Here is a 25,447-nt window from a genome sequence, read left to right on the forward strand (position 1 = left end):
TGAGACATGGCTCGCGTTCTCCAGTTCACCGACGTGTCCGTCGTTCGAGACGGCACCACCATCCTCGATTCGCTGAACTGGACGGTCGACAGTGACGAGCGTTGGGTCATCCTCGGTCCGAACGGAGCGGGAAAGACGACGCTGCTGCAGCTGGCGGCCGCGCAGAGCCACCCGAGCGCGGGAACGGTCGAGATCCTCGACAGCACGCTCGGCACCGCCGACCTGTTCGACCTGCGCCCGCGCATCGGTTTCGCCTCGACGGCGATGGCTCGCCGGATCCCGAAGAACGAGAAGGTGCTGGATGTCGTGCTCACCGCCGCCTACTCCGTCACCGGGCGTTGGAACGAGGCCTACGAAGACGTCGACACCCGTCGCGCCCAGCGCGTGCTCGCGGAGTGGAAGCTCAGCGCGTTCGAGTCTCGCAACTTCGGTGACCTGAGCGATGGCGAACAGAAGCGGGTGCAGATCGCCCGCTCGGTGATGACCGACCCGGAGTTGCTGCTACTCGACGAGCCGGCGGCAAGTCTCGACCTCGGCGCGCGGGAGGAACTGCTGCAGTTGCTCAGCGGGTACGCGCAGGCTCCCAAGGCTCCCGCCATCATCATGGTCACCCACCACGTCGAGGAGATCCCGCTGGGCTTCACCCATGCGTTGCTGCTTGCCGACGGTGCGGTCACGGCGTCGGGACCGATCCGCGAGGTGATCACCGCAGCCAACCTCGGCGACACCTTCGGACTCGCGCTCGAGCTCGACGAGAACGACGGTCGGTTCAGCGCCCACGCTGTTTGATCCAGGTTCGCCGGCGCCGAGCTAGCGCAGCATCCGGCCCGCGTCTGATAAGATTGCTCGTTGGCTCCCTGAGCCCCGAACACTTTTTCTTCTTCACACCAACAATCACCCAAGGAATAACGATGAAGTCTGACATCCACCCCACGTACGCACCGGTCGTCTTCCGCGACCTCGCCAGTGGCGAGACCTTCCTCACCCGTTCGACGGTCTCGAGCGACAAGACCATCGAGCTCGACGGTGAGACCTACCCGGTCATCGACGTGGAGATCTCCTCCGCCTCGCACCCGTTCTACACGGGTAAGCAGCGCATCCTCGACAGCGCCGGTCGCGTCGAGAAGTTCAACTCGCGTTACAAGAACTTCGGCAAGTAACACCTGCCACCAAGGATGGCGCTCGGCTTCGGCCGGGCGCCATTGTTGCGTTAACGCCTCATCACGACAGGGCCTCGATACGCGTCCTCGCGCGGGCGCGCGGGCGCTACTCGACCAGCGGGGTGATGCTGATTGAGTAGCGCGCGAGGGACGAGCACGCGTATCGAAATCCACCGCGACAGGGCCTCGATACGCGTCCTCGCGCGGGCGCTCGGGCGCTACTCGACCAGCGGGGTGACGCTGATTGAGTAGCGCGCAAGGGACGAGCACGCGTATCGAAATCCAGCGGGTATGGGGTGGCGAACGCGCGGGCGCTACTCGACCGGTGAATTGCGGGAGGCGAGGAGCGGCAGCAGGATCTCGCTGCTGAGCGGTGCAAGCGCGATCGCCCCCGGGTCGGCCGGGTCGACCCAGACGAGTTCGACGATCTCCTGCGCAACCTCGATCGTGTCGACGATCGGGCCGAGGATGATCGGGGCGTCGAAGACACGGGCGTCGAGCACCGTGTCGGCCTCGTTCGCCGCGTCCGCCGAGTACCGGCCCACCAGAACGAGTTCGTCGGGGTCGACGACCAGACCGAGCTCCTCCTGCAGTTCGCGGGCGAGAGCTGCGGCATCCGTCTCCCCGGCCTCGGGTTTGCCGCCCGGCTGCATGAATCGTGTGGTGCCGCGTTTGCGCACCAGCAGTGCTCTGCCACGCTCGTCGACGACGAGCGCGGCGACGATACGCAGAACCGCGGGGGAGTCCGAGTCGGTCACCGGGCGCTGAGGGATGCGCCGAGCGCAGCACGCATCGGCCAGACGCCGTCGGCGACGAACGCAGGATCTTTGGTGCGGCGCATGTACTCCTGAAAGCTGGCCGCGCTGTCTGACGCCCAGGCCACCTGGTTGGTGTGCACCATGACGACATCGTCACCGAGGGTGTCGGAGTACTTGCGAGCGATCGCCTGGGCGACGCGGCCGGCGGCCACGGCATCTGCCTCGGCGTCGTGAGCGTCCATGAGCTCGACACCGTAGAACTCGGCCGCGGCCTCGAGGGTGCGCTTGCCCTTGCGATAGCGGTCCATCGCCCGATCGATCACCAGGGGATCGATGACCGGCGTCGGATCGATCAGCGGCTCGATGCCGTAGCGCAGGCACTCGTGGTGCAACAGCGTGAGGTCGTAAGCGGCGTTGTAGACCACCAGAGGGACGCCCTGAGCGAGCAGCGCACGCAGCACCGCCACGATCTCCGCGACGACCTCCGGCGCCGAACGTCCTTCGGCTCTGGCGCGCTCGGTGGTGATGCCGTGCACGGCCGTTGCCTGGCTGGGGATCTCGACACCGGGATCGGCGAGCCACGACACGCCCTTCGGTGCCCCGTCGGCGTCGATCACCCCAACGTACGCCGAAACGATCCGACTCGTCTCGGTGTCGATACCGGTCGTCTCCAGATCGAAGACGCCGAGACGGTCGAACCACGGGCCGCTGGTGCCTGGGCCACTGGTAGCGGGGCTGCTGATATCGGAGGTGCTGGTCACGCCGTAACCCTACGACCGAGCACTGACGAAACCGGGAGACCCGACGTGCAGCCAGTAGAAGCTCTGGGTAGCGAGCGTGAGGGTGATCGATCCGTCCTCGCCAACGGTGGGGAATTCCCCGCCGCCGAACAGGTCGAAGAGGTGTGAGCCGGCAAACTGCTCCGCCTTGATGGTCACCGCGATCGGATTGTGGGCGAAGCTGAACACGCAGAGCACGTCTTCCGCGGAGTCACCGAACTGCGTACCAGACCCCTCATAGCTGCGCACGAAAGCGATCACCGACTCGTGGTCGGTCTCGAGCATCGTGATCGTGCCGAGCCCGAATGCCGGATGGGCCTTGCGCACGTGGATCACATTGCGCACCCAGTGCAGCAACGACCGAGACTGTGCGAGCTGGGACTCCACGTTCGTGAGCGTGTAGTTGTAGACCAGCGACTGGACCACTGGCAGGTAGAGCTTTCCCGGGTCTGCGGACGAGAAGCCGGCGTTGCGGTCTGGCGTCCACTGCATGGGAGTGCGGGATGCATCGCGATCCGGGAGCCAGATGTTGTCACCCATCCCGATTTCGTCGCCGTAGTACAGGAACGGGCTGCCCGGCAGGCTGAACAGCAGCGCGTGCGCCAGCTCCAGCTCTGCTCGGGAGTTGTCGAGCAGCGGAGCGAGGCGCCGACGGATGCCCACATTGGAGCGCATCCGGGGGTCGTATGCATACCAGCCGTACATGGCCTGCCGGTACTCCTCAGAGACCATTTCGAGGGTGAGCTCGTCGTGGTTGCGCAGGAAGACGCCCCAGCCGGCACCATCGGGGATATCCGTGGTCTCCGACAGGATGCGCTTCAGCTCGCCCGCGTTCTGCGAACGCAGGGAGTAGAAGATGCGGGGCATGACCGGGAAGTCGAAGGCCATGTGGCACTCCGGCTCTTCGTCGGTGCCGAAGAACGCTGCAACCTCGCGCGGCCACTGGTTCGCCTCCGCGATCATGATGCGGCCGGGGTATTCGTCATCGAACATCTGGCGGATGCGCTTGATGTACTCGTGCGTCGGTGCCTCGCCCTCACCGTTGCCCTCGTCGGACTCGAAGAGGTACGGGATCGCGTCGAGACGGATGCCATCGACCCCGAGGTCGAGCCAGAACCGCATGATGTCCATCACGGCATCCTGCACAGCCGGGTTTTCGAAGTTGAGGTCGGGCTGGTGCGAGAAGAAGCGGTGGAAGTAGAACTGTCGACGCTGGGAGTCGAACGACCAGTTCGAGTCCTCGGTGTCGACAAAGATGATGCGGATATTCGGGTACTTCTCGTCGTCGTCGTTCCAGACGTAGAAGTCGCCGAACGGGCCGTCCGGGTCGCTGCGGGACTGGAGAAACCACTCGTGCTGGTCCGACGTGTGGTTCAACGGGAAGTCGATCACGATGCGCATGTTGCGTTCGTGAGCCTTGGTGACGAGGTCTTTGAACTCGTCGAGCGTGCCGAACTCCGGAAGGATGCTGCGGAAGTCGGCGACGTCGTACCCGCCGTCGCGGAGGGGAGAGTGGTAGATCGGCGGGAGCCAGAGCGCATCGATTCCGAGCCACTGCAGATAGTCGAGCTTGGAGAGCAGCCCCTGCAGGTCGCCCGAGCCGTCGCCATTGCTGTCGACGAACGAGCGCACCATGACCTCGTAGAACACCGACCGCTTGTACCACCGCGGATCGAGGGTGAGGCCCGGCAGTTGGATCGGTGCGGTAAAGCTCACTGGTGCTCCTCTCCAGAGCATTTCTCACCGTCGATGTACAGCACATGACAGTCGTGTTAAGAGTCTAGGCGCGGGTTCCCAACGGCACCGCGACGGACCCGAACAATCCATAGACTGGCGAACGATGGCCATTGAATCCCCTTATGCAGCACTGCTCGCGGCACTGCCGATCGAGCGTCACGAGATCGAGATCCTGGGCTCGACCACCCGGTACTGGAGCTACGGAGACCCCGACGCGCCCACGACGATCGTCGTCGCGCATGGATATCGGGGTGAGCACCACGGTCTGGAGCCGGTGATCGCTCAGCTTCCCGGCATCCGCTGGATAGGGCCCGATCTCCCCGGCTTCGGGGAATCGACGCCGCTCACCGAGGCCAGCCACGACATCCCCGGCTACGCGGCGTGGCTGGAGGCGTTCATGAGCGCCCTCGGTCTGAGCGAGTCGGCGATCCTGCTCGGCCACTCCTTCGGATCGATCATCGCGTCCCAGGCGCTTGCCAACGGTCTCTCGCCTCGCGGCCTGGTGCTGGTGAATCCGATCGCGATCTCCGGACTCGACGGCCCGAACCGCCTCGCGACCGCCGTCACCGTCAAGTTCTACCGCCTCGCAGGCCGTCTGCCGGTGTCGGTCGGAACCTGGTTGCTGCGGCACTGGATCGTGACGCAGTTCGTGAGCTCGGCGATGGTGAAGACCACAGACAAGAACCTGCGTCGCTGGATCCACCGCGAACACCACACGTTCTTCGGCCGCTTCGCCACGCGGGATGTCGTGGTCGAGGCTTTCGAGGCCTCGATCAGCACGCACGTGGGCGAGTTCGCCGAACAGATCACCGTGCCGACGCTGCTGGTGGCAGCAGAGCTCGACGAGATCACGCCGATCGACGCGGTGCGTGGGCTTCACGCGAAGCTCGCGGATGCCCGGCTCACGGTGCTTCCCGGTGTCGGCCATCTCATCCACTACGAGGTCCCGGTGCCCGCGGCCGCGGCCATCGCCGACTTCGTGGCGGAGCTCGACGGCGCTTCCCCCGGCAGTGTCGGAGCCGAAGGTGATCCGCTCCCGTGAAAGTGATCTTCGATTGCCGGTTCGTGCGGTTTCCCCGCCACGACGGCATCAGCCGCTATTCGGCGGGGCTGGTGGCGGCATTCTCCAAGCTGCATCCCGTGACGATGCTCATCCACGACGAGCGCCAGCTCACCATGTTGCCCGACCTGCCGTGGATCAAGTCCAGGCCCGGGCACAGCCTGCTCGAGCCGTTCATCCCCTTGCTGACCCTCAACCGCGAGCACCCCGACGTCGTCTTCTGCCCGATGCAGACCATCGGATCGACCGGGCGCCGGGGCTACAAGATGGTGCTCACCGTTCACGACATGGTGTTCTACCGCAACCGCACGCCCCCGAAGGAGTTCACGCCGATCGTGAGGCTGATCTGGTTTCTGTACCACCTCACCTACTGGCCGCAGCGCTGGACGCTGAACCGTGCCGAGGCGGTAGTGACCGGCTCGTATAACTGCGAGCAGGAGATGATCGACGCTCGGCTCACCAAGCGCCCACTCAGCGTCATCCGGCCCGGAATCGACGACTCGGGGCTGCCGCCGCGGGAATACCCGCAGGCAATCGTCGACGAGTCTGGTGAGCTGCGCAAGCAACTCGTCTACATGGGCACCTTCCAGCCGAACAAGAATGTCGAGACCCTTGCCGCGGCGATGCACCACCTGCCCGGGTACACCCTGCGGTTGCTCAGTCGTATCTCCGACGAGGCGAGGGAACGCATCGCAGCGCTGGGACCGAGTGGCTCGATCGTGTTCGAGAACGGCGTCAGTGATGAGCGCTACGCCGAAGTGTTGGCGCAGGCGACAGCCATGGTGACCGCGTGTCGTGACGAGGGTTTCGGAATCCCGCTGATCGAGGGCCAAAACGCCGGCACGCCGGTGGTGCTGAGTGACATTCCGCTGTTCCACGAGGTCGGCGGTGACGCCGCGGTGTTCTTCGATCAGGAGAATCCTCGCGCCTTCGCTGATGCCGTTCTGGCGATGGACGAGCCGGAGAGCTGGGTGGCGCAGAGCGCCCGCGCTCGCGCTCACGCCGGCGAATTCAGCTGGGACGAATCGGCCCGGCGGATGTACGACCTGGTGACCGGGCTGGTGCCCGACGCACCGGTACGCACTGCCAAGGCGGTACGACGCCGCTCAACACCGCCGGTCTAGGCACGACAGCTCGCGCCGCTGCCGGAATCAGCGCGGGACTCAGCGCTCGGCGGCGTTCTGCTCCGCGACGTCGTCTGCACGACCGTTCGAGTCGCCGTCGAGGTCCACGGTGAGGTGGACGTCGACCGAGTCCCACTCGATCGGATCGTCGAACGCGATGAGGCGCGGCGTTCCCGCAACGATTTCAAAGCTGTGGATCGAGCCGTTCGAGATCGGCACACCGCTGTGAGCGAGCGCGCCGGGGGCGACGGCATTCATCACAGAACGGATGACCCCGCCGTGCGTCACCACGACGATGCCGGCTCCCGGGTGGCGTTCGCCGAGCGTCACGAGCGCGGCGATGGCGCGGGCCGCGACATCCGTGCGCCGCTCCCGGCCTGGTACCGGCGTGTCGTCGGGAAAGCGCCGATCGAGTTCCTCGCCGGACAGGCCCTCGGCGTCGCCGTACGCACGCTCGACCAGGTCGGGCTCGATCTCGATCTCGGCCGGGCCGAAGCTGCCGAGCCCGATCTCGGCCCCGATGATCTCCGCCGTTTCGTACGCGCGTGACAGGGGGCTCGACGCCAGGACGTCCCAATGTCGGCGAGCGAGCAGGCGCCCCGCGCGGCGAGCCTGATCCCGGCCGGTGTCGTTCAACGGGATGTCTGTGCTGCCCTGAATGCGGCGTTGCAGGTTCCAGTCGGTCTGTCCGTGGCGGACGAGGTAGAGCAGAGTCACGTGGCGAAGGCTTCCGGATTGGCGGCTAGGCCCGTCGTTTCTCTTCAGGAAGCGAGGCGCTCGGCCAGCTCCGCGAGAGTTCCCGTCGTGCCCGCGTTCAGTTTAACGGTGGCGCGGGAGTCGCCCTTGGTCTCGCCTCGGTTGATGACGACCACCGGCATCCGTCGTTTAGTCGCCTGATCGAGAAGTCGAATGCCGGAGTTGACCACCAACGATGAGCCGGCGATGATCAGCGCGCCGGCCGACCGGACGAGGGCACTGGCCTCGACGAACTTGTCGGTCGGGATGAACTCGCCGAAGAACACGATGTCGGGTTTGAGGATGCCGCCGCAGACGGTGCAGACCGGCGTCTCGAAGGCATCGATCTTGGTGAACTCCACGTCTCCATCTGGACCGAGCTCGAACGAGTCCGGCTCATCGAGCCAGGGATTGGCATCGGCGATTCGCTGGGCGATGTCTGCGCGGGCGAAGGTCTGTCCGCAGGTGAGGCAGCGCACGCGATCCATAGTGCCGTGCAGATCCACAACGCGCTGCGATCCTGCACGCAGGTGCAGGCCGTCGACGTTCTGCGTGATCACCCCGTTAACGAGTCCGGCGTTCTCCATCGCCGCGATGGTGCGGTGTCCATCGTTCGGGCGGGCTCCGTCGAAACGTCGCCACCCGAGGTGGCTGCCGGCCCAGTAGCGCTGGCGGTACGCCGCATCGCTGAGGAACTGCTGGAATGTCATCGGGTTGCGCGGGGGAGCGCCCTCGCCCCGGTAATCGGGAATCCCGGAATCGGTGCTCACTCCGGCACCGGTGAGCACAGCAATGGTCTTGCCGCGCAGAACCTCGGCGGCGGCATCCAGCTCTTCGGCAGGGGCGGGGGCCCAGGCGCTGGACGCGCGCGACTGAACCGTGCTTTCCGTTGCAGCGCTATCGGTAGCCATGTCGCCCTCATCTCCCCGCTCACGCGGTGTCAATAGCCTAAACACCGGAGTTTTCGGATATGTTTCCGAAAGCTGCAGATCGGTCGTCTCGGTCGGCACGGGGCCAGGAGAACTATGCACATCATCCATATCGACGACCTCGACGACCCGGCGCTCGCTGACTATTCGAGGCTCACCGACGTGGCGTTGCGTCGCGTGAGCGAGCCGGCCGGTGGGCTGTACATCGCCGAATCGACCAAGGTCATCGGCCGAGCGCTCCGCGCCGGTCACGTGCCCCGATCCGTGCTGCTACAAGGACAGTGGCTTCCGGATGTCGAAGCGCTCCTCACCGGGCCTGACTTCGACGGCAGCGACACTCCGGTCTACGTCGGCTCGGCCGCGCTGCTCGAGAAACTTACCGGATATAACCTTCACCGTGGGGCCCTCGCCTCGATGCATCGGCCGGAGCTGCGTCCAGCGGCCGAGGTCATCGCCGGTGCCACTCGCATCGTGGTGATCGAGGATGTCGTCGACCACACCAATGTCGGGGCGATCTTCCGTGCCGCGGCCGGGATCGGCGCCGATGCCGTGCTGGTGACCCCGCGGTGCGCTGATCCTCTCTATCGTCGGAGCGTCAGGGTGAGCATGGGAACGGTGCTGCAGGTGCCGTGGACTCGCATTCCAGAGTGGCCGGAGGGCGCGGACATCCTTCATGCCGCTGGATTTCACATCGCGGCGCTCGCTCTCGCGGATGACGCGGTCGACCTCGGCACCTTTGCCGCCACCGCGCCGGAGAAGATAGCGCTACTCCTGGGTTCGGAGGGAGACGGTCTGAGCCGCGCGGCAATCCACGCGGCGGACTCCATCGTCACGATTCCGATGCTGCACGGTGTCGACTCGCTCAACGTCGCCTCCGCCAGCGCCGTGGCGCTCTGGGCGATCCGGCCGGGCGTATGAGCTCTGTGGTCACCGGTCTGCCGCCGCATCCGCCCGAACACGTGCCGAGTCGTCGGCGACGGTATCTCCAGCGTCGCATCGCCGTGGGGTCGGCGGTGCTGGTCATTCTCGCGATCGTTCTGTATCTGCCGTTCAGCTTGCTCGCGCCCCTTGGCGTCGCGCAGCGCAGCGTCACTCCTCCACCACCGCTGCAGGCAGCGGCCGCTCAACTCGCGTGGCCCGGTTTCGGCGCGAGCGCGTTCGGAGCGGTCGGCTACCCCGATCTGCTCTCGGTGAGCGGCACCGAAGAAGCGCTCCCGATGGCGAGCATCACCAAGATCATCACCGCCATGGTCGTGCTCGACGCCAAGCCCCTCGCGAAGGGTGCCGACGGCCCGGAGATCGTGTTCAGCGCGGCGGACCGTGCGCTGTACTCGAAGTACACCGCACTGCGCGGGACGGTCAAACCGATGCCGGTCGGCGCGAGCATGTCACAACACGAGGTGCTGCAGGTGGCGCTCATGGCCTCGGCCAACAACTACGCCGAGGCGATCGCCGACTGGGCATTCGGCACCGAAGACGCCTACGTCGGTGCCACGAAGACGTGGCTCGCTGAGCACGGGCTGAGCCATACGACCGTGCTCGAACCAACCGGGATCAACCCGGCGAACACGAGCACTGCGACCGACCTTGTCGCGCTCGGAAAGCTCGCCATGGGCGACCCGGTGATCGCGGACATCGTCGACACCCCGACGCTCACCCTTCCCGAGGTCGGCACCATCAAGGACACCAACCAGCTCCTCGGCTCTGACGGGGTGGTGGGTATAAAGACCGGCACCCTCGAGAACGTCGGGTCGAGTCTGCTCTTCGCATCCAAGCAGAAGATCGGGTCGAGCACGGTGACGATCATCGGTGCTGTTCTCGGCGCGCCCGACCACGACACGCTGTACCCGGCCGTCAGCGGGCTGCTGCGGTCGATCGCCTCGGGGTTTCACGAGATCACCCTGGCGGATAAGGGTCAGGTGTTCGCCAATTACCGCACCGCGTGGTCGGCCACAACCAGCGCGAAAGCGGTCAGTGGGGCGAAAGTACTGGTCTGGGGGAATACCCCGGTGTCGGCCGCGGTGTCGGTGGCGGACATCCGTCTGGTCTCACGGGGCGAGAAGGCCGGGGTCGTGACGTTCACGGTGGGAGAGAACCAGATCACGGTTCCGTTGGCCTTCAGCGCGAGCCTCGTCGACCCTGGCGCGGGGTGGCGGCTTGTCCATCCGTTCGGGCTTGGCGACTAGGCGCGACACTCATTCTCCTTCGGGAATATGTGCATAGCTCTCACAGTATGTGCCCTTAGGGTGGGGTCATCTGTAACGGAGCATTTCGCTCCTTTTTCTACCCCGACTGGGAAGTCATCCCCGAATCGAGGTTCTGTGTCTGATTCTCTCGCCACCGCGACGACAACCATCACCGCCCCCGTGGTCACCTTTACGAAGACCCGTCCGGGCGGCGCTCGCGCCAATCCCACGACGGAGTATTCGGCTCTTCTGCGCACAGTGCGCGACGCCGGACTCCTCAACCGCCGAACATCGTTCTACGGGATGATCTTCGGCATCATGATGCTCGCCCTCGGCGGAGCAGTTGCCGGTTTCATTCTGCTCGGCGACAGCTGGTTCCAGCTGCTCATCGCCGGCGTTCTCGGCATCATTCTCACCCAGTTCGCCTTCCTCGCCCATGAGGCCTCGCACCGCCAGGTCTTCACCTCGGGCAAGCTCAACGACCTCGTCGGGCGCACGCTCGCGAACCTGTTCGTCGGCATCAGCTACTCCTGGTGGATGACCAAGCACAGCCGTCACCACTCGAACCCCAACGTCATCGGCAAAGACACCGATATCGAGCGTGACTTCATCTCCTTCCAGGAGGTCGACGCGGCCAAGGCCACCGGCATCTACGCCTGGTTCACCCGCAAGCAGGGCTACTTCTTCTTTCCCGTGCTCGTTCTCGAGGGTGTCAACCTCCACCGCCACGGGTTTATGACCGTGTTCGGCAAGGGCAAGGTCGACAAGCGCTGGCTCGAGATCACGATGCTCACTACGCGCATTGGTGCCTACCTTGCGGTGGTGTTCCTCTGCCTGCCGCTCGGCATGGCGTTCGCCTTCGTCGGTGTGCAGCTCGCGGTGTTCGGTGTGTACATGGGGGCCTCGTTCGCCCCGAACCACACCGGAATGCCGATCCTGCCGCACGACAGCAAGGTCGACTTCCTGCGCCGCCAGGTGCTCACCTCCCGCAACATCAAGGGCAACTGGCTGATGGACAGCTACATGGGCGGGCTCAATTATCAGATCGAGCACCACCTGTTTCCGAACATGCCTCGCCCGCACCTCGCCCGCGCGCAGGAGATCGTCAAGGAGTACTGCGCCACGCACAAGATCCTGTACACCGAGACCACGCTGACCGAGTCCTACGGCATCGTGACGCGCTACCTCAACCAGGTGGGCCTCTCGGCGAACCGTCCGTTCGACTGCCCGGCAGCGATGCAGTTCGGCCGCTAAGCCGCAGACGTTCACGACAACGAAACCCCGGATCGCAGAGCGGTCCGGGGTTTCTTCGTGCCTACAGCACCGTGGTTATCGCACCCCGGCTACAGCGAGGTGTTGCGGTACGGCGCCACGAGCGGGCGCTTGGCGCTGATGCCGTCGCCGGAAGACTGGTGACGGATGCGCCGGATGACCCACGGCACCAGGTACTCGCGCGCCCAGCCCATGTCTTCCGTGCGCGCCTGGCGCCACCGTACCTTCGGCAGCGGTTCCGGCTTGTACGGCTCCAGGTCGTTCTTCACGTTGAGTGAGTCCAGCACCATGCGAGCGATGGTGTTGTGGCCGATCGGTGAGAAGTGCAGGCGGTCGGGCGCCCACATCCGCGTGTCTTTGAGCTCTCGGAGTGCCCACATGTCGGCCACCACGAGATCATGGCGCAGGGCGATCGCGCGGAGATTCTCGTTGTAGATGGCGACCTTGCCCCGGATGCGCCGCATCACCGGGGTCATGCCGATGTCGGGGCCGGTGAACAGGACCACCGTCGCCCCGTTCAAGCGGAGCTTCTCGATCCCGCTCTCCAACCGGCTGGCCACCTCGTCGGGGTCGGTGTTGGGCCGGATGATGTCGTTGCCGCCGGCGGAGATGGTGATCAGGTCGGGGCGCAGCTCGAGCGCGGCACCTACCTGCTCATCGAGAATCTGCTGTAGGAGCCGACCCCGGACGGCCAGATTGGCATAGGAGAAGTCGTCATTCTGGTCGCTCAGAACCTCGGCGACCCGATCGGCCCAGCCGCGGTATCCACCGGGGCTCTGCGGCTCAGGGTCCCCGATGCCTTCGGTGAAGGAATCGCCGATGGCGACGTACCGGGACCACGGGTGCTTCTGGCTCATGAATCAAGCATGCTCCTTCGTCGAGGCCCGCGCCAACCGGGTCGGCGTCCGGCGGTGTCAGTCACCCAAGGTAGGGTTTTTCTCCTATGAGCACGCCCCTGTATTCGGACCCGACGAGTTCGAACACACCCCCGGGTGAGCTTCACCCCGGTGCTGAGATTCAGCACAGCGGCCCTCCCGTCGCCCGCGCCGCGGCCGAGCATCTGTCGCCCGCCTTCCCGGAACGCGCGGCACGAGGCACCGCTGGCAAGCTGCGAGCCTGGCAGGAAGAGGCTCTCGACACCTACTGGAAGACGGAGCCAAAGGACTACCTCGTGGCGGCGACGCCGGGCGCAGGAAAGACCACCTTCGCGCTCCGCCTCGCGACCGAGCTGATCGCCCAACGCAAGATCGACCGGGTCACCGTCGTCGCCCCTACCGAGCATCTCAAACGCCAGTGGGCCGACGCCGCACACAAGGTGAGCCTGCGGCTCGACCCGATGTTCAAGAACGCCCACGGCTGGGCGGGCAAACACTTTCACGGGGTGGCCGTCACCTATGCGCAGGTCGCCATGCGGCCCGCGCTTCACCGCACGATGACCGAGGGCGGGCGCACTCTCGTCATCCTCGACGAGGTGCACCACGGTGGAGACGCACTCAGCTGGGGCGATGCGATCCGTGAGGCCTTCGGGCCGGCTACGCGGCGTCTCTCGCTCACCGGTACGCCGTTCCGATCCGACACCGCGCCGATCCCGTTCGTCACCTACTACCCGGATGAGCACGGCATCCGTACCTCGCAGGCGGACTACTCCTACGGATACGGCCGTGCCCTCGCCGACGGTGTCGTGCGCCCGGTCATCTTCCTCGCCTACGCGGGAAAGATGCGCTGGCGTACCCGGACCGGTGACGAGATGGAGGCTCAGCTCGGGCAGGGCGACACCAAGGACATCACCGCGCAAGCCTGGCGCACCGCGCTCGACCCGGAGGGCGAGTGGATACCCGCGGTGCTGAAGGCAGCCAACCGGCGCCTCACCTCGGTGCGGCAGGGGATTCCCGACGCCGGCGGACTGGTGATCGCGACCGACCATTTCAGCGCTCACGCCTACGCGGACATCCTGGAGAAGATCACCGGGCAGGAGCCCACCGTCGTACTCTCCGACGACGCCGGGGCGAGCGACCGGATCGCGAAATTCTCGTCGGGGGATTCGCGCTGGATGGTCGCCGTGCGCATGGTCTCCGAAGGGGTCGACGTGCCACGACTGGCCGTCGGGGTGTACGCGACCTCGGCGTCGACACCGCTGTTCTTCGCTCAGGCGATCGGACGTTTCGTGCGTACCCGACGTCGCGGGGAAACGGCATCGATCTTCCTGCCCAGCGTGCCGACGCTGACCGCGCTGGCGCAGACCCTCGAGTTGCAGCGCGACCACGCGCTCGATCGCGAGCCGGGTGAGGGGCTCGAGGAGATCCTGCTCGACGACGACGATCTCGATGCCGCGAATCGCGTCGAGGGCGCCTCGGCCGATGCGCTGCTGTTCGACTTCACACCCCTGGAGTCGGAAGCAGCCTTCGACCGGGTGCTGTTCGACGGCGACGAGTTCGGCACCGGCGCGGCGACCGGCAGCCTCGAGGAGCTCGATTTCATCGGTATCCCCGGGCTTCTCGAACCCGACCAGGTGGCGGAGCTGCTGCGTCATCACCAGTCGCGGCAGTCCAAGCGGATCGACGACAGGCAGAAGCGCTCGGAGGCATCCGGCGTGGAGTCTGACGACCCGCCACCGCTGTATCGCAACCTCAAAGAACAGCGCAGCCTGCTCAACAGCCTGGTGGGCATGCGGGCCAAGTCGACCGGGGAGCCGCACGGCATCATCCACGCGGAGCTGCGGCGGATGACCGGTGGCCCGGCGGTCGCGCAGGCCAGTGTTACCCAGCTCCAGGCGCGCATCGACATCCTGCGAAAGAACCTGCGCAGCTGAGGCGTGGCCGTCGCCCGCTAGGCTGATTTCGACGGAGATGTCGGTCGGTGCCGCGGGGAGCACACGACACTCTAACTGGGGTGGACAGCCCCCGCGAACGCGGGTCGCGGGCGGGGGCGAGTAACACGAACACTGGAAAGCGGGATCGTCCGGTGACATCGGGGGCGCCGACGACCCGTCGTCGAAAGCTCACCACCATGCTGCCTCACAGCACGTTCGCTCGTATTCTGCTGTCATCGGGGATTCTCGGCAGCGTGATCGTCGGAGCAGGATTTGTCTCCTCGATCGCGCCTCACACCGAGCGCGCCGTGGTCGGACCGACAACGACGGTGACGGCCACACCCTCGCCGAGCGCGTCGAACCTCGCCTCCACTCCGGCGAACGGATGGCCGGATAGCGCGAGTGCATCCGACCTGTATCCGGGCGGCGTCTGGCTCAATCCCGCCTCGTTGCCCGTCACCGAGGTCGCGAAACTGCGCACCGCCGGTGCCTCAGCAGACGCGGACACCCTCGGTCAGATCTCGTCGCAGCCCATCGCCACCTGGTTGGGCGACTGGTGGAGCAGTGACCTGTTGACATCGAAGCTCACCGCGATGATGAGCGCCTCGGCGCAGGCGCACGACACTCCCGTGTTCGTGATCTACGCCATCCCCGACCGTGATTGCGGCGGGTACTCGGCCGGCGGGTACAGCGATGCGGACTATGTCGCGTTCAATCGCACGGTGGCGGACTCACTTCGCGGACATCCTGCCGTCGTGTTGATGGAGCCAGATTCGATTGCGATGCTCGGCACCGCGCGGTGTGGATCGATCGTCGATCGTCGCCTCGGCCTGATCTCCACGGTGGTGCAGTACTACGCCCAGGCCGGCGTGGCGGTGTACCTCGACGGCGGAAACAGCAACTGGGTGCAGCCGCAGGTGATGGCCGATCGACTAACCCAGGCCGGTGTGCAGTACGCCAGGGGCTTCTTCACCAATGTCTCCAACTTTCGACGGGTGAGTGAGGAGCAGCCATACGCCGAGAAGATCGTGGGCCTGCTCGGCGGGACCAAGCATTATGTGATCGACGTGTCGCGCAACGGGGCGGGCTGGAAGGGTACCTGGTGCAATCCGACCGGGGCGGCCCTGGGGCAGAATCCAAGCGTCTCGACCGCCGGCGGTAGCCTCGACGCGCTGCTCTGGGTGAAGACGCCGGGGGCGAGCGACGGAACCTGCAACGGGGGACCAGCCGCGGGCAAGTGGTATCAGTCCTATGCGCTCGATCTGGTGAGGAATCGAGCGGCCCTCGCGAATTGATTCGCGCCGCTGGGCACTCAGCGCCGCAGGGTGAGGTGGATGACTCCGCTCTCGGCCGCTTCGGACGAGATGGTATAGCCGCTCTCGAGGCCGCGCAGGTCATCCCAGAGCCGGATGCCACGCCCCAGCAGGATCGGAACGATCGCGACGTGCAGTTGATCGACGAGCCCGGCACGGAGGAATTGCTTCACCGTGGTCGGCCCACCACCGACGCGCACGTCGCGTCCGCCTGCCGCCGCGATAGCGGTGGCCAGCGCCTCCTCCGGGGCTGCGTCGATGAAGGTGAAGGTGGTGCCGTTGTCGAATTCGATGGTCGGTCTCGGGGTGTGCGTGAGCACGAATACCGGCACTCGAAATGGCGGCTCCTTGCCCCACCAGCCGCGCCAGTCCGGGTCGTCCTGGTGGTCGTGGAGCCCGAACATCCCCGCCCCCATGATCTCGGCGCCGAGCTCGGCGAAGTAGGCCTGGGCGTAGTCGTCATTGATCCCGGTGGTGCCCGTGCCGCTGGTGTCGTGCAACACCCGTTCGCGGAAGGTGCGGGTGGAGACGTAGGTGTGCACCAGCCTCGACCAGTCCTCACCGAAGGGGTTCTCCGGCGTCTGGTCGGTGGTGGTGGCGAAGCCGTCGAGGGAGATGTTGAGATCGACGCGCACGGTCATGGTTCCTCCTGGGTTCAGCGATCACGGTACTGGATCGCCATCAATGAGCTATCGCCATCAGAGAGCGCGACGCTCAGCGGAAGTCGCGGGAGGCCGTGCGCTGGGTGATGGGCAGCGCCTCCAGCCGATCGGCGAGCAGGTTGGTCACGCCCTCCGGGGAGCGTTCCAGGATGCCGCGCACGATAATGGCCGGCGCATCCCGAGCCACCCGCCGATAGCGGTTCCACACGCCGACGCTGCAGATGACGTTGACCAGGCCGGTCTCATCCTCGAGGTTCATGAAGGTGATGCCACTCGCGGTCGCCGGTCGCTGCCGATGGGTGACCACCCCGCCCACCTCGATGCGCCGGCCGGACTCGGTCGTGCGGAGGTCTGCCGCGCTGTGCACCCCACGATCGGTCAGTGCCGAACGGACGTAGTGCACCGGGTGGTCTGCAGGCGAGATGCCGGTCGCCCAGAGATCCGCCGACAGTACCTCCATGCCGCTCGGCGTCGAGAACAGCGGCGGCTGCACGCTCACCGTGCTGTGCTCGAGGTATTCCGACCGATTCTGGGCGGCGTCGCCGGCTGCCCAGAGCGCCTCGCGCATGCCGAGACCGAAGGACTCGAAGGCACCGGCGGCGGCGAGAGACTCGAGCTGGGTAGTCGTGAGGTCGACCCGGCGTACCAGGTCGGCCATGTCGGCGAAGTCGCCGTGCTTCTCGCGATCGGCGACGATGCGCTTCGCGAGCTTCTCGCCGATGCCGGTGACCTCGGCCAGCCCCAGCCGCACCACGAAGGCTCCGTCGCGGCGGTGGTCGTCCGTGTCGAAGTGCGCCTTCGGGTCGAAGTTCGCGGAGGGGACAGGCTGCTCGTGCTCGAGGCAAGCCGCGTCGCCGGTGGGTGAACGCATGACCGCGGCTGTCTCCATGCCGGGCCGCCAGTCGGAGCGGAGGATGTCGGGGCGTCGCACCTCGACACCGTGGCGCCGGGCATCCGCCACCAGGGTCGCCGGCGAATAGAACCCCATCGGCTGGGACCGCAGCAGCGCGGCGAGAAACGCCGCCGGATAGTGCAGCCGCAGCCAGGCGCTGGCATAGACCAGCAACCCGAAACTCTGCGCGTGGCTCTCGGCGAAGCCGAAATTGGCGAAGGACTGGATGCGTTTGTACACGTCGTCGGCGTCGTCCCCGGTGATGCCGTGGCCCGCCATGCCGCGATACAGGTCGGCCTTCACCGACTCGATCTTCTCCAGCCCGCGCTTGGACCCCATCGCCCGCCGCAGCAGGTCGGCCTGGTCGGCGTCGAGGTCGCCGAGCGCCATCGCGAGCTGCATCAGTTGCTCCTGAAACAGTGGGATGCCGAGCGTGCGCTCCAGCACCGGTTTGGCGAGCGGATGCAGATAGGTGATCGGGTCGATGCCCATCTTGCGGCGGATGTACGGGTGCACGGCACCGCCCTGGATCGGGCCCGGCCGCACCATCGCGATCTCGATCACCAGGTCGTACAGGCAGCGCGGCTTCATCCGCGGCAGCATGCCCATCTGCGCGCGACTCTCCACCTGGAAGACACCGACCGAGTCGGCTCGGCAGAGTTGGTCGTAGACGCCCTGCTCCTCCTTGGGAATGGTGGCGAGCTCCCACTGCTCGCCGAGATGATCGCGGGCCAGATCGAAGCAGTGCTGGATCGCACTCAGGATTCCGAGGCCGAGCATGTCAAACTTGACCAGCCCCATGAACGCGCAGTCGTCTTTGTCCCACTGCAGCACCGTGCGCCCGTCCATGCGGCCATGCTCGATCGGGCAGACCTCGCCGACCGGGCGATCGGTGAGCACCATGCCGCCCGAGTGGATGCCCAGGTGCCTCGGGGTGCCGAGCACCTCCAGTGCGAGGCCGACCACCGCATCCGGGATGTCGTGGTCGGTGCTCGAGACCAGCCCGCCGTGCCGCTCCACCTGCTTCGACCACGCATCCTGCTGACCGGGGCTCGCGCCGAGCGCCTTGGCCATGTCGCGCACCGCGAACTTCGGCCGGTACTGGATGACGTTGGCCACCTGCGCCGCATTGTGTCGGCCGTACTTGTCGTAGATGTACTGGATGACCTCTTCCCGCCGCTCGGAGTCGAAGTCGACATCGATGTCTGGCTCCTCCTCGCGGGTGGAGGAGAGGAAGCGCTCGAACGGCAGCTTGTACTTGATCGGGTCGACGGCCGTCACGTCGAGCAGGTAGCAGACCACCGAATTCGCGGCCGACCCCCGCCCCTGGCAGAGGATTCCGAGCGCGCGGGCATGGCGAACCATGTCCCAGACGATGAGGAAGTAGCCGGGGAAATCCTTCATCTCGATCACCTCGAGCTCGCGCTCGATACGAACCCGGGTCTCGTCGCTGATCGTGCCGTAGCGGCGCGGCACGGCCTCCCACACCAGCTGGCGCAGAAAGGTCATCGGGGTGTGCCCTTCCGGCACCTTCTGTTTCGGCAACTTGGGCTTCGCGCTGCGCAGTCGGAAGCCCAGCTCGTCGGCCAGGGTGACGGTGTGCTCGACGACACCGGGGTAGCGGGCGAAGCGGCGGGCCATCTCGTCGCCTGAACGCAGGTGCGCGGCCCCGGATGCGGGCAGCCAGCCGTCGAGGTCGTCGAGACTCCTGCGGGCGCGCACGGCGGCCAGCGCGGCGGCGAGCCGGTGCTCCTCGGGCCGGGCGTAGTGCACGTTACCCGTGGCGATCACCTGCAGCCGCTGTTCCTGGGCCATGGAGAACAGCACGTCGTTGTGATCGCTGTCGAGCGGGTTGCCGTGGTCGTGCAACTCGACGATCACGTTGTCGTGGCCAAAACGATCGACGAGCCGGTCCAGCTCGCGGGCTGCCTCGCGCGGACCCCCCGCGACGAGAGCTTGTCGCACCGTGCCTTTGCGGCATCCGGTGAGGATCGCCCAGTGCCCCTCCGCCCGCTCGGCGAGTTCGTCGAGATCGTAGATCGGTCGCCCCTTCTCGCCCCCGGCGAGTTGAGCGGAGGTGAGAGCTCCGGCCAGGCGGTGGTAGCCCTCCTCCTGCCGGGCGAGCACGAGGAGGTGGCTGCCCTCCGGGTCTGCCGACCCATTCTGCGGCGCGGTCAGGTCGAAAGAGAGCTCTGCGCCGAAGACCGTGCCGATGCCGCGGTGCGCCTCCGCCGCTTCTGCCATGCGGGCGATGCCGTAGAAACCGTCGTGATCGGTGACGGCGAGCGAGTGAAGCCCGAGCCGCACCGCCTCCTCGAGCAGGTGCTCCGGCCCCGATGCTCCGTCGAGAAAGCTGAAGTTGCTGTGCGCGTGCAGCTCGGCATAGGGGACAGCGCTCTCGACCCTGTCTTCCGCAGGCGGGGGGACATAGGCGTTGCGCTTGAGCGACCAGCCGGGGCTGTCTCCACCGTCTGCACCGACCGGGGGGCCGCCGGGGCGACGGCGGCTGGAGAGCATCCGTTCGTGCTCCGACCAGGGGATGGGCGGGTTATTCCAGCCCATGAGCGTTCTCTCCACGTGGCATCAGTCGTAGCTCGCTTCTGCCCACCACAGGTGGTCTTCGAGCACGAGCAGCCAGGCGCCGCCGTGTTCGTCGACCACCTGGAAGCGGCTCGAACTGCGGGCGGAGCCGGCATCCCACCAGCGCACATCGATCGGCCACGGGCCCGCCCAGCCCACCACGGTGAGCAGGGTGCGGCCGTCGACCGAGAACCGGGCGGGCTCCCCGCTGAGCTCGCCGCGGCCGTCAACGTCGACCGTGCTGTTTCTGGCGTCGAGCACCAGAGCGGGTTTCGGCGATTCAAATACCGTGGTCGGCGTGGGCGGGGGCAGCTGTCCTGGCCACGGTTGCCGCGGGGAACGCGTCTCGAGCGGACGATCGCCCCAGGCCACCAGCTCCCGGCGCTCCATCAGGGTGCGCCCGCCGCCGAGCGCGCCGGTGAGCACGCCACCGTGCCCGAGCAGGCTCTGCACCCGAGAGAGACCGTGGTGGATGCGCTCGTCGTGGCCTGTACCCCAGAGGCCCTGCTCGTGGTTGCCGATCGGGTCGACCGCCTCTGGCACGATCCGCACCCGGGTGACTGCCGAGCGCAGCCCGGAGTCGTCGCCCGCGGCGCCCGTGCCGAGCTGCCAGCGCACCCGGTCCACGATGTCTGCCGCGGTGAAGGAGCGCGGATGCAGCCAGCTGCGCTCCGACAGCTCTCCGCCCTCCGAATCGATCTCGACCCGGATCGCGGTGCAGACCAGCTGCGCGCGGATGAGCTCGTGCACGAAGGCGTCGGCAGTGCCTCGCACACCGAAGGCGACCTGTTCGACCCTGTCGAGCGGGGGTTCGAAGAAGATCGAGCCGTCGAGCTCCTCGGGGGGAACCCTGGCGATGATCGGGCGCGAGTCGAGGCCGGCGGCCAGGGCGTGCAGGCGTGCGCCCTCCTGCCCGAAGCGGGCCTCGACATCGGTCGCCTGTAGCGCGGCGAACTGCCCCAGGGTACGGATGCCGAGCCGCAGCAGCAAGGTCGACAACGAGCCGCCGCTGGTTCGAGTGACTGTGCTGCGCTTCGCCGCCGCACCGGGGCTGACTTCTGCACCGATGAGCCCCACCGGCAGCGGTGCCAGGAAGCTGGCGGACTGACCGGCGGGAACGATGCTGATGCGACCGGATGCGACCTGGCCAGATGCGACCTGGCCAGATGCGACCCGGCCAGATGCGACCCGGCCGGGTGCGAGCTGGGGACGAACGGAGGCGCGCGCGGCGTGCTCCGCGGTGAACGGGCCGTCGGCGATGCCGATCCGTGCCCCCCGGATGCCGAGTTCGTCGAGGGCGTCGAGCAGCCAGAGCGCCGCCTCTTCCTCGCTGCCGTAGTAGGCGGCCGGTCCACGGGCACGCACGGCACACGTTCCCGGGCGCAGCAGTTGCACCCCGGGCATGGTCTCCTCGATCACTTCGAGCACCGGCTCGAAGGCGCGGAGGTCGAGCTGCGACTCGTATGGCAGCACGATCAGGTCGGAACAGCGGGCCTGGGCGTCGCGCACCCGCTGCCCGCGCCGCACTCCCTGGGCGCGCGCGGCGGCGGAACAGGCGAAGACCTCGCCCCGGTCGATGAGGGCTAGCCGGGCGTCCGCCGCCGCGGCACCGGGATGCGCGCGCAACACGGTCTCGGAGCGCCCCGCCGCGATGACCGGCCAGTCGGGCACCCAGAGCAGGATGGTGCGCGTGGGGACGGGGGTGGAGGCGGGGCGCGCGGGTGAGAGGACCGGTGTACTCATACCGCGGCTCGCAGGTGGGTGACGGGGGAGGCGAGCACGGGGGAGGCATGCACCGCGCGGAGGGCGAGCTGCGGGTCTGGCAGCCAGAGCCGGGTGCTGCGCGGACGTCCGGCGAGTCGGCTGCTGACGGTGACGGTGACCTGGCGCGCGGCGAGATGGCCGTGGCCTGCGCCGATGCCAGACCAACTGCTCTCGGAGATGCTCAGCATCGCCTCACTCTGCGGCCACGGCCCGAGCACGATGAGGGTGGCTCCGCGCTGCCGGAGGCGGGCGCTGAGCCGAGAGACGCTGCCATCACTGGCGCGCTTGGGCGGGCGGATGACGACGACCCCGAGCACGTCGGCCACCGCGGCCGCCACGGCCAGCCACTGATCGCCGGGATGCGGAACGAGCACGAGCCGCTCCAGGTCGATGCCGAAGCCCGCTGCCGCCTCGAGGCCGAACTCGGGGATGCCGACGATGCCGCACCATGACCCCGCGGAGGATGGGCCGGCCAGCAGCGCCATCACCAGCGCGGCGGACTGGTCGACCGAGTATGCGGCACCCTGCTTGAGGCCCCCGCCGGGGAGCAGCGCGCCGATCGCCGGGTGGGTGGGCACCAGCCGGGTGTCGAGCTTCGTCGCCTGCATCTGCCGGATGCGCGCCTGCAACTCCTCCACAGTGGCGCGCGTCGGCTCCGCTGCTAAAGAGAGCGCATCCGCAGCCAGTGCGGGGAGCGTTGCGGTCGACGGGGCCATCTCCTCATATTCGAACACATGTTCGACTATGTCAATTGCCTCCGACACCCGCGCGAGTTGCCCCTAACTGTGCTTCGGCAGGCGCCGGCGGAAGCACGATGCGGCGCACGCCGAACACCCACCAGCGGTACAGGGCGAAACGGAAAGCGGTACCGAGCGCGAGCCCCACCACATTGCTCGCGACGTTGTCGGCGAGCAGCGAGGTGTAGCCGAGGGCGTAGTGCGAGATCCAGAGGCACCCCAGGGCTATCAGCGAGCCGGCGATGCTCACCGCTCCGAACTCGACCGCCTCCCGCACCACCTGCGCGCGGGAACCCCGGCGACGTTCGGCGCGGAAGGTCCAGTAGCGATTGCCGATCCAATTCGCGACGATGGCGAGCGCCGTGGAGATGGTCTTGGCGATGATGGGTCCGCCGTGCACGTCGTGGGGAGACAGCACCGTCGTGCGCAGGGCGTTGAACACGACGACATCGATCACCAGGCCGATGCCGCCGACCAGGAAGAAGCTGACGGCCTGGCGGGCCAGGCCGTGCAGCCGCTGCCCGGCCACGACTACGACGGAATCAGGCATGAACGATGCTCGGCGTCTCTAGAGTCTCCAGCGCGATGCGGGTGACCGGCATCGGATGCCGTGTGCCGAGCACTCGGGCGGGAAGCCCCTGAAGTCCCCAGACCGTGACCCGCGCGATCGCCTCGCTCACGATGCCGGAACTCATCTTCGACTCGCCCAGCACCCGCTCGACGAAGGTGATCGGCACCTCGGCAATGCGGAGCCCGGTGCTGTACGCCCGCCAGAGCATGTCGATCTGGAAGCAGTAGCCCTGGCTCAGCACGGTGTCGTAGCCGATCCTACGCAGCGCATCGGCAGTGAAGGCGCGATAGCCGCCGGTCACGTCTCGCACCGGAAGGCCCAGGGCCAGGCGCGCGTAGAGACTGCCGGCTCGGGAGAGCAGCCTGCGCCGCAGCGGCCAGTTCTGCACGGCACCGCCGGGCGTCCAGCGCGAGCCGAGCACGACATCCGCGCCCCCGGAAACAGCCCCGCTGCCCATGTCCCTACTGCCCAGATCACCCCTGCCGAGCGCGTCGAGCAGGCGATGGAGCTCTTCTGGGCGGTGCGAGCCGTCGGCATCCAGCTCGACGAAGCGCTCGTAGTCGCGGGCCAGGCCCCAGGCGAAGCCTGCTCGATAGGCGGCACCGAGTCCCTGCTTGCCCTCGCGGTGCAGCACGTGCACCCGGTCGTGCCCGGAGGCGAGCGCCGAGGCGACTGCCCCGGTGCCATCGGGGGAGTCGTCATCCACGACCAGGATGTGCACGCCGGGCACGCTCTGCAGCACCCGCGCGGCGATGAGCGGCAGGTTCTCGCGTTCGTTGTAGGTCGGGATGACGACGAGGGTGCTGGCGTTAGTCATGAGGTCTCCAGGGTGAGTTCGTAGACGGTGCTGCGATGAACAGGAAAGGCGTGGGTGACGGCATAGCCGAGCCCCTGCAGGTGACGGATGTCTGCGGGCGCGAGCGACGCGGACGACTCGACCGCCCATACCGTTCGCACCCCCACGAGGTCGGCTGCCGGGGCTGGCCCGACCACGTCCCACAGCCCCGCGGTGCGCTGGTACGGGGTGATCAGCCCGACGTCGAGCAGCCCCGTGAAGTCTTTCGGGTACAGGTGGAGGGCGAGCCGGGGCTTGCGCGAGTTGCGGATGGTCTCGTCGAAGACGATGGCGTCGCCGGGCCGCGCGTGTGCCGCGACAACGGCGGCAGTCTGCCGCAGGTCGCTTCCGCCGTCCTTGGCATACTGGCCACGTTCAGCCGCCCAGGTCGGCGCGGCCAGCGCGACGATGGCGAGTACCGCGGCGATCCGAGCCCAGGTCCACGGCACCGCGGAAATCGCCAGGGCGACCAGGATCGCCACCGCGGGAGTGCAGAACGAGAGATACCGGATGCTGTACATCGGGGCGATCAGGCTGTTGCCGGCGATCAGCACCAGCGGCGGGAGCAGCATCCAGGTAGCGATCAGCACGGTCTGTCGACGCACGGCTAATCCACGCGCGGCTAATCCACGCGCGGCCAATCCACGCGCGGTCTGTCGACGCAGGCCGAGCACGATGCCGACGATGACCAGAAGCCACCCGACCAGCGCGAGCGGACGGTTGCCGAACCACTGCAGTACGACGAGCCGCTCGAAGGTCATGTAGTGCCGATGGCTGAGGAACGAGATCTGGTTGTGCTGCGAGAGTCCGAACACGAGGAGCGGGGTGGAGAGCGCGATGCCCAGCACCACGGCGCCGGCCCAGCGGCCCAGCATCCGTCGGAAGGTGGACCCGAGCTGCGGTCGCATGACGACGAGATAGATCAGGTGTGCTCCGGCCAACAGGATCAGGTAGAGGAAGACGTAGATGGAGAGCGCCAGGCCGACGCCGTAGACGATCCAGGGCAGCAGCCGCGTCGACCGCGTCACGACCAGGTGCACCATCAGCACGGTGAGCCACACCGCGATCGCGGTACCGATCGCGTACGAGCGTCCCTCCTCACCCATGACGGTGGTGCGCGGGAGCACGGCCATGACTATTCCGGCGGTGATGGCCACCCGGGTGGAGAACAGCCGGGCGGCGAGCACCACGACCCCAGCCACCGCCACGCCGATCGCGAGAGCACTGGGCAGCCGTACCGACAGCTCGGAGGCACCGAACAGGTCGATCCAGAGGTGAAGGAACAGGTAGTACGTGCCGTGCACCGCGTCGACCCGGCCGAGTTCGGGCCAGAGGGTCGCCAGAGGCCGCTCCGCCGACATAACGCTCGCGGCCTCGTCACCCCAGTACGACGGAATCCATGAGCCGAGAAACGAAACCAGTGCGCCGCCGAGTCCGATCAGTACTGCCACCACGGGCAGCAGTCGTCGTCGTTCTCGGGACGTCGTGGGGGCGAGGAACTCGCGGGTAGCGCTGGTCACCTCTCGATGGTCGCCAGCGCAACC

General features: G+C 67.1%; 22 protein-coding genes. 9 read left to right on the forward strand and 13 right to left on the reverse strand.

Annotation, left to right across the window (positions count from 1 at the left end):
- Nucleotides 1-6: 6 nt before the first annotated feature.
- Entirely contained in the window at nt 7-789 is a 783-nt protein-coding gene (locus IV501_RS04475) for an ABC transporter ATP-binding protein (protein WP_200555165.1), read from the forward strand.
- A gap of 122 nt (nt 790-911) precedes the next feature.
- Nucleotides 912-1,160, forward strand: a complete 249-nt coding sequence (locus IV501_RS04480; RefSeq protein ID WP_200555166.1) for a type B 50S ribosomal protein L31 — start codon at nt 912-914, stop codon at nt 1,158-1,160.
- A 314-nt stretch (nt 1,161-1,474) separates the two neighbouring features.
- On the opposite strand, the gene IV501_RS04485 is transcribed toward IV501_RS04480, so the two are convergent.
- Genes IV501_RS04485 through treS form a run of 3 tightly spaced genes read right to left on the reverse strand, consistent with a single transcriptional unit; the run spans nt 1,475 to nt 4,413 of the window.
- Nucleotides 1,475-1,918: an NUDIX hydrolase gene (locus IV501_RS04485; protein WP_200555167.1), complete on the reverse strand. Its 444-nt coding sequence runs from the start codon at nt 1,916-1,918 to the stop codon at nt 1,475-1,477.
- On the reverse strand, nt 1,915-2,679 hold the full coding sequence (locus IV501_RS04490; protein ID WP_200555168.1) for a 3'-5' exonuclease: 765 nt from the start codon (nt 2,677-2,679) through the stop codon (nt 1,915-1,917). The genes IV501_RS04485 and IV501_RS04490 overlap by 4 nt, the downstream gene beginning before the upstream one ends.
- 9 nt (nt 2,680-2,688) lie before the next feature.
- Nucleotides 2,689-4,413 (reverse strand): maltose alpha-D-glucosyltransferase, encoded by a 1,725-nt coding sequence (gene treS / locus IV501_RS04495; protein WP_200555169.1) that lies wholly within the window; start codon nt 4,411-4,413, stop codon nt 2,689-2,691.
- A gap of 124 nt (nt 4,414-4,537) precedes the next feature.
- Here treS and IV501_RS04500 point away from each other — a divergent pair, with 124 nt between their 5' ends.
- On the forward strand, nt 4,538-5,476 hold the full coding sequence (locus IV501_RS04500; RefSeq protein WP_200555170.1) for an alpha/beta fold hydrolase: 939 nt from the start codon (nt 4,538-4,540) through the stop codon (nt 5,474-5,476).
- Nucleotides 5,473-6,618, forward strand: coding sequence for a glycosyltransferase family 4 protein (locus IV501_RS16525; protein ID WP_200555171.1), 1,146 nt, complete (start codon nt 5,473-5,475; stop codon nt 6,616-6,618). Before IV501_RS04500 ends, IV501_RS16525 begins: the two co-directional genes overlap by 4 nt.
- A gap of 39 nt (nt 6,619-6,657) precedes the next feature.
- Here IV501_RS16525 and IV501_RS04510 read toward each other — a convergent pair whose 3' ends face one another.
- Nucleotides 6,658-7,335, reverse strand: a complete 678-nt coding sequence (locus tag IV501_RS04510) for a histidine phosphatase family protein (protein WP_200555172.1) — start codon at nt 7,333-7,335, stop codon at nt 6,658-6,660.
- 44 nt (nt 7,336-7,379) lie between these two features.
- Nucleotides 7,380-8,264, reverse strand: a complete 885-nt coding sequence (locus IV501_RS04515; protein WP_200555173.1) for a Sir2 family NAD-dependent protein deacetylase — start codon at nt 8,262-8,264, stop codon at nt 7,380-7,382.
- Between the two features lie 114 nt (nt 8,265-8,378).
- Here IV501_RS04515 and IV501_RS04520 point away from each other — a divergent pair, with 114 nt between their 5' ends.
- From IV501_RS04520 to IV501_RS04530, 3 genes are all read left to right on the forward strand, one after another.
- Nucleotides 8,379-9,200 (forward strand): TrmH family RNA methyltransferase, encoded by an 822-nt coding sequence (locus IV501_RS04520; RefSeq protein ID WP_200555174.1) that lies wholly within the window; start codon nt 8,379-8,381, stop codon nt 9,198-9,200.
- Nucleotides 9,197-10,468: a D-alanyl-D-alanine carboxypeptidase family protein gene (locus IV501_RS04525; RefSeq protein ID WP_200555175.1), complete on the forward strand. Its 1,272-nt coding sequence runs from the start codon at nt 9,197-9,199 to the stop codon at nt 10,466-10,468. Before IV501_RS04520 ends, IV501_RS04525 begins: the two co-directional genes overlap by 4 nt.
- A 180-nt stretch (nt 10,469-10,648) precedes the next feature.
- A complete protein-coding gene (locus IV501_RS04530) occupies nt 10,649-11,722 on the forward strand; it encodes a fatty acid desaturase family protein (RefSeq protein WP_307812200.1) in 1,074 nt (357 codons plus the stop codon).
- A gap of 89 nt (nt 11,723-11,811) precedes the next feature.
- Here IV501_RS04530 and IV501_RS04535 read toward each other — a convergent pair whose 3' ends face one another.
- Nucleotides 11,812-12,597: an SGNH/GDSL hydrolase family protein gene (locus IV501_RS04535; RefSeq protein WP_200555177.1), complete on the reverse strand. Its 786-nt coding sequence runs from the start codon at nt 12,595-12,597 to the stop codon at nt 11,812-11,814.
- 86 nt (nt 12,598-12,683) lie between these two features.
- Here IV501_RS04535 and IV501_RS04540 point away from each other — a divergent pair, with 86 nt between their 5' ends.
- Both IV501_RS04540 and IV501_RS04545 read left to right on the forward strand, forming a co-directional pair.
- Nucleotides 12,684-14,549, forward strand: coding sequence for a DEAD/DEAH box helicase (locus tag IV501_RS04540; protein ID WP_200555178.1), 1,866 nt, complete (start codon nt 12,684-12,686; stop codon nt 14,547-14,549).
- 197 nt (nt 14,550-14,746) lie between these two features.
- The gene (locus tag IV501_RS04545; protein WP_200555179.1) at nt 14,747-15,844 is read left to right on the forward strand and encodes a glycoside hydrolase family 6 protein; all 1,098 of its coding nucleotides are present in this window, start codon (nt 14,747-14,749) and stop codon (nt 15,842-15,844) included.
- A gap of 17 nt (nt 15,845-15,861) precedes the next feature.
- On the opposite strand, the gene IV501_RS04550 is transcribed toward IV501_RS04545, so the two are convergent.
- The 7 genes from IV501_RS04550 to IV501_RS04580 all read right to left on the reverse strand — a co-directional run bounded on the left by IV501_RS04550 (nt 15,862) and on the right by IV501_RS04580 (nt 25,423).
- Entirely contained in the window at nt 15,862-16,503 is a 642-nt protein-coding gene (locus tag IV501_RS04550; RefSeq protein WP_200555180.1) for a dihydrofolate reductase family protein, read from the reverse strand.
- A 73-nt stretch (nt 16,504-16,576) separates the two neighbouring features.
- Nucleotides 16,577-19,978: an error-prone DNA polymerase gene (locus tag IV501_RS04555; protein WP_200555448.1), complete on the reverse strand. Its 3,402-nt coding sequence runs from the start codon at nt 19,976-19,978 to the stop codon at nt 16,577-16,579.
- A gap of 21 nt (nt 19,979-19,999) precedes the next feature.
- Nucleotides 20,000-21,739 (reverse strand): DNA polymerase Y family protein, encoded by a 1,740-nt coding sequence (locus IV501_RS04560; protein WP_200555181.1) that lies wholly within the window; start codon nt 21,737-21,739, stop codon nt 20,000-20,002.
- Nucleotides 21,736-22,494, reverse strand: a complete 759-nt coding sequence (gene imuA' / locus IV501_RS04565) for a DnaE2-dependent mutagenesis accessory factor ImuA' (RefSeq protein ID WP_307812174.1) — start codon at nt 22,492-22,494, stop codon at nt 21,736-21,738. Before imuA' ends, IV501_RS04560 begins: the two co-directional genes overlap by 4 nt.
- 13 nt (nt 22,495-22,507) lie before the next feature.
- The gene (locus tag IV501_RS04570) at nt 22,508-23,047 is read right to left on the reverse strand and encodes a GtrA family protein (RefSeq protein WP_200555182.1); all 540 of its coding nucleotides are present in this window, start codon (nt 23,045-23,047) and stop codon (nt 22,508-22,510) included.
- On the reverse strand, nt 23,040-23,885 hold the full coding sequence (locus IV501_RS04575; RefSeq protein WP_200555183.1) for a polyprenol monophosphomannose synthase: 846 nt from the start codon (nt 23,883-23,885) through the stop codon (nt 23,040-23,042). Before IV501_RS04575 ends, IV501_RS04570 begins: the two co-directional genes overlap by 8 nt.
- Complete coding sequence (locus IV501_RS04580; protein ID WP_200555184.1) at nt 23,882-25,423, reverse strand: glycosyltransferase family 39 protein; 1,542 nt, start codon at nt 25,421-25,423, stop codon at nt 23,882-23,884. Before IV501_RS04580 ends, IV501_RS04575 begins: the two co-directional genes overlap by 4 nt.
- Nucleotides 25,424-25,447 lie beyond the last annotated feature (24 nt).

Source organism: Lacisediminihabitans changchengi, from assembly GCF_016634425.1.
Lineage (GTDB): Bacteria > Actinomycetota > Actinomycetes > Actinomycetales > Microbacteriaceae > Lacisediminihabitans > Lacisediminihabitans changchengi.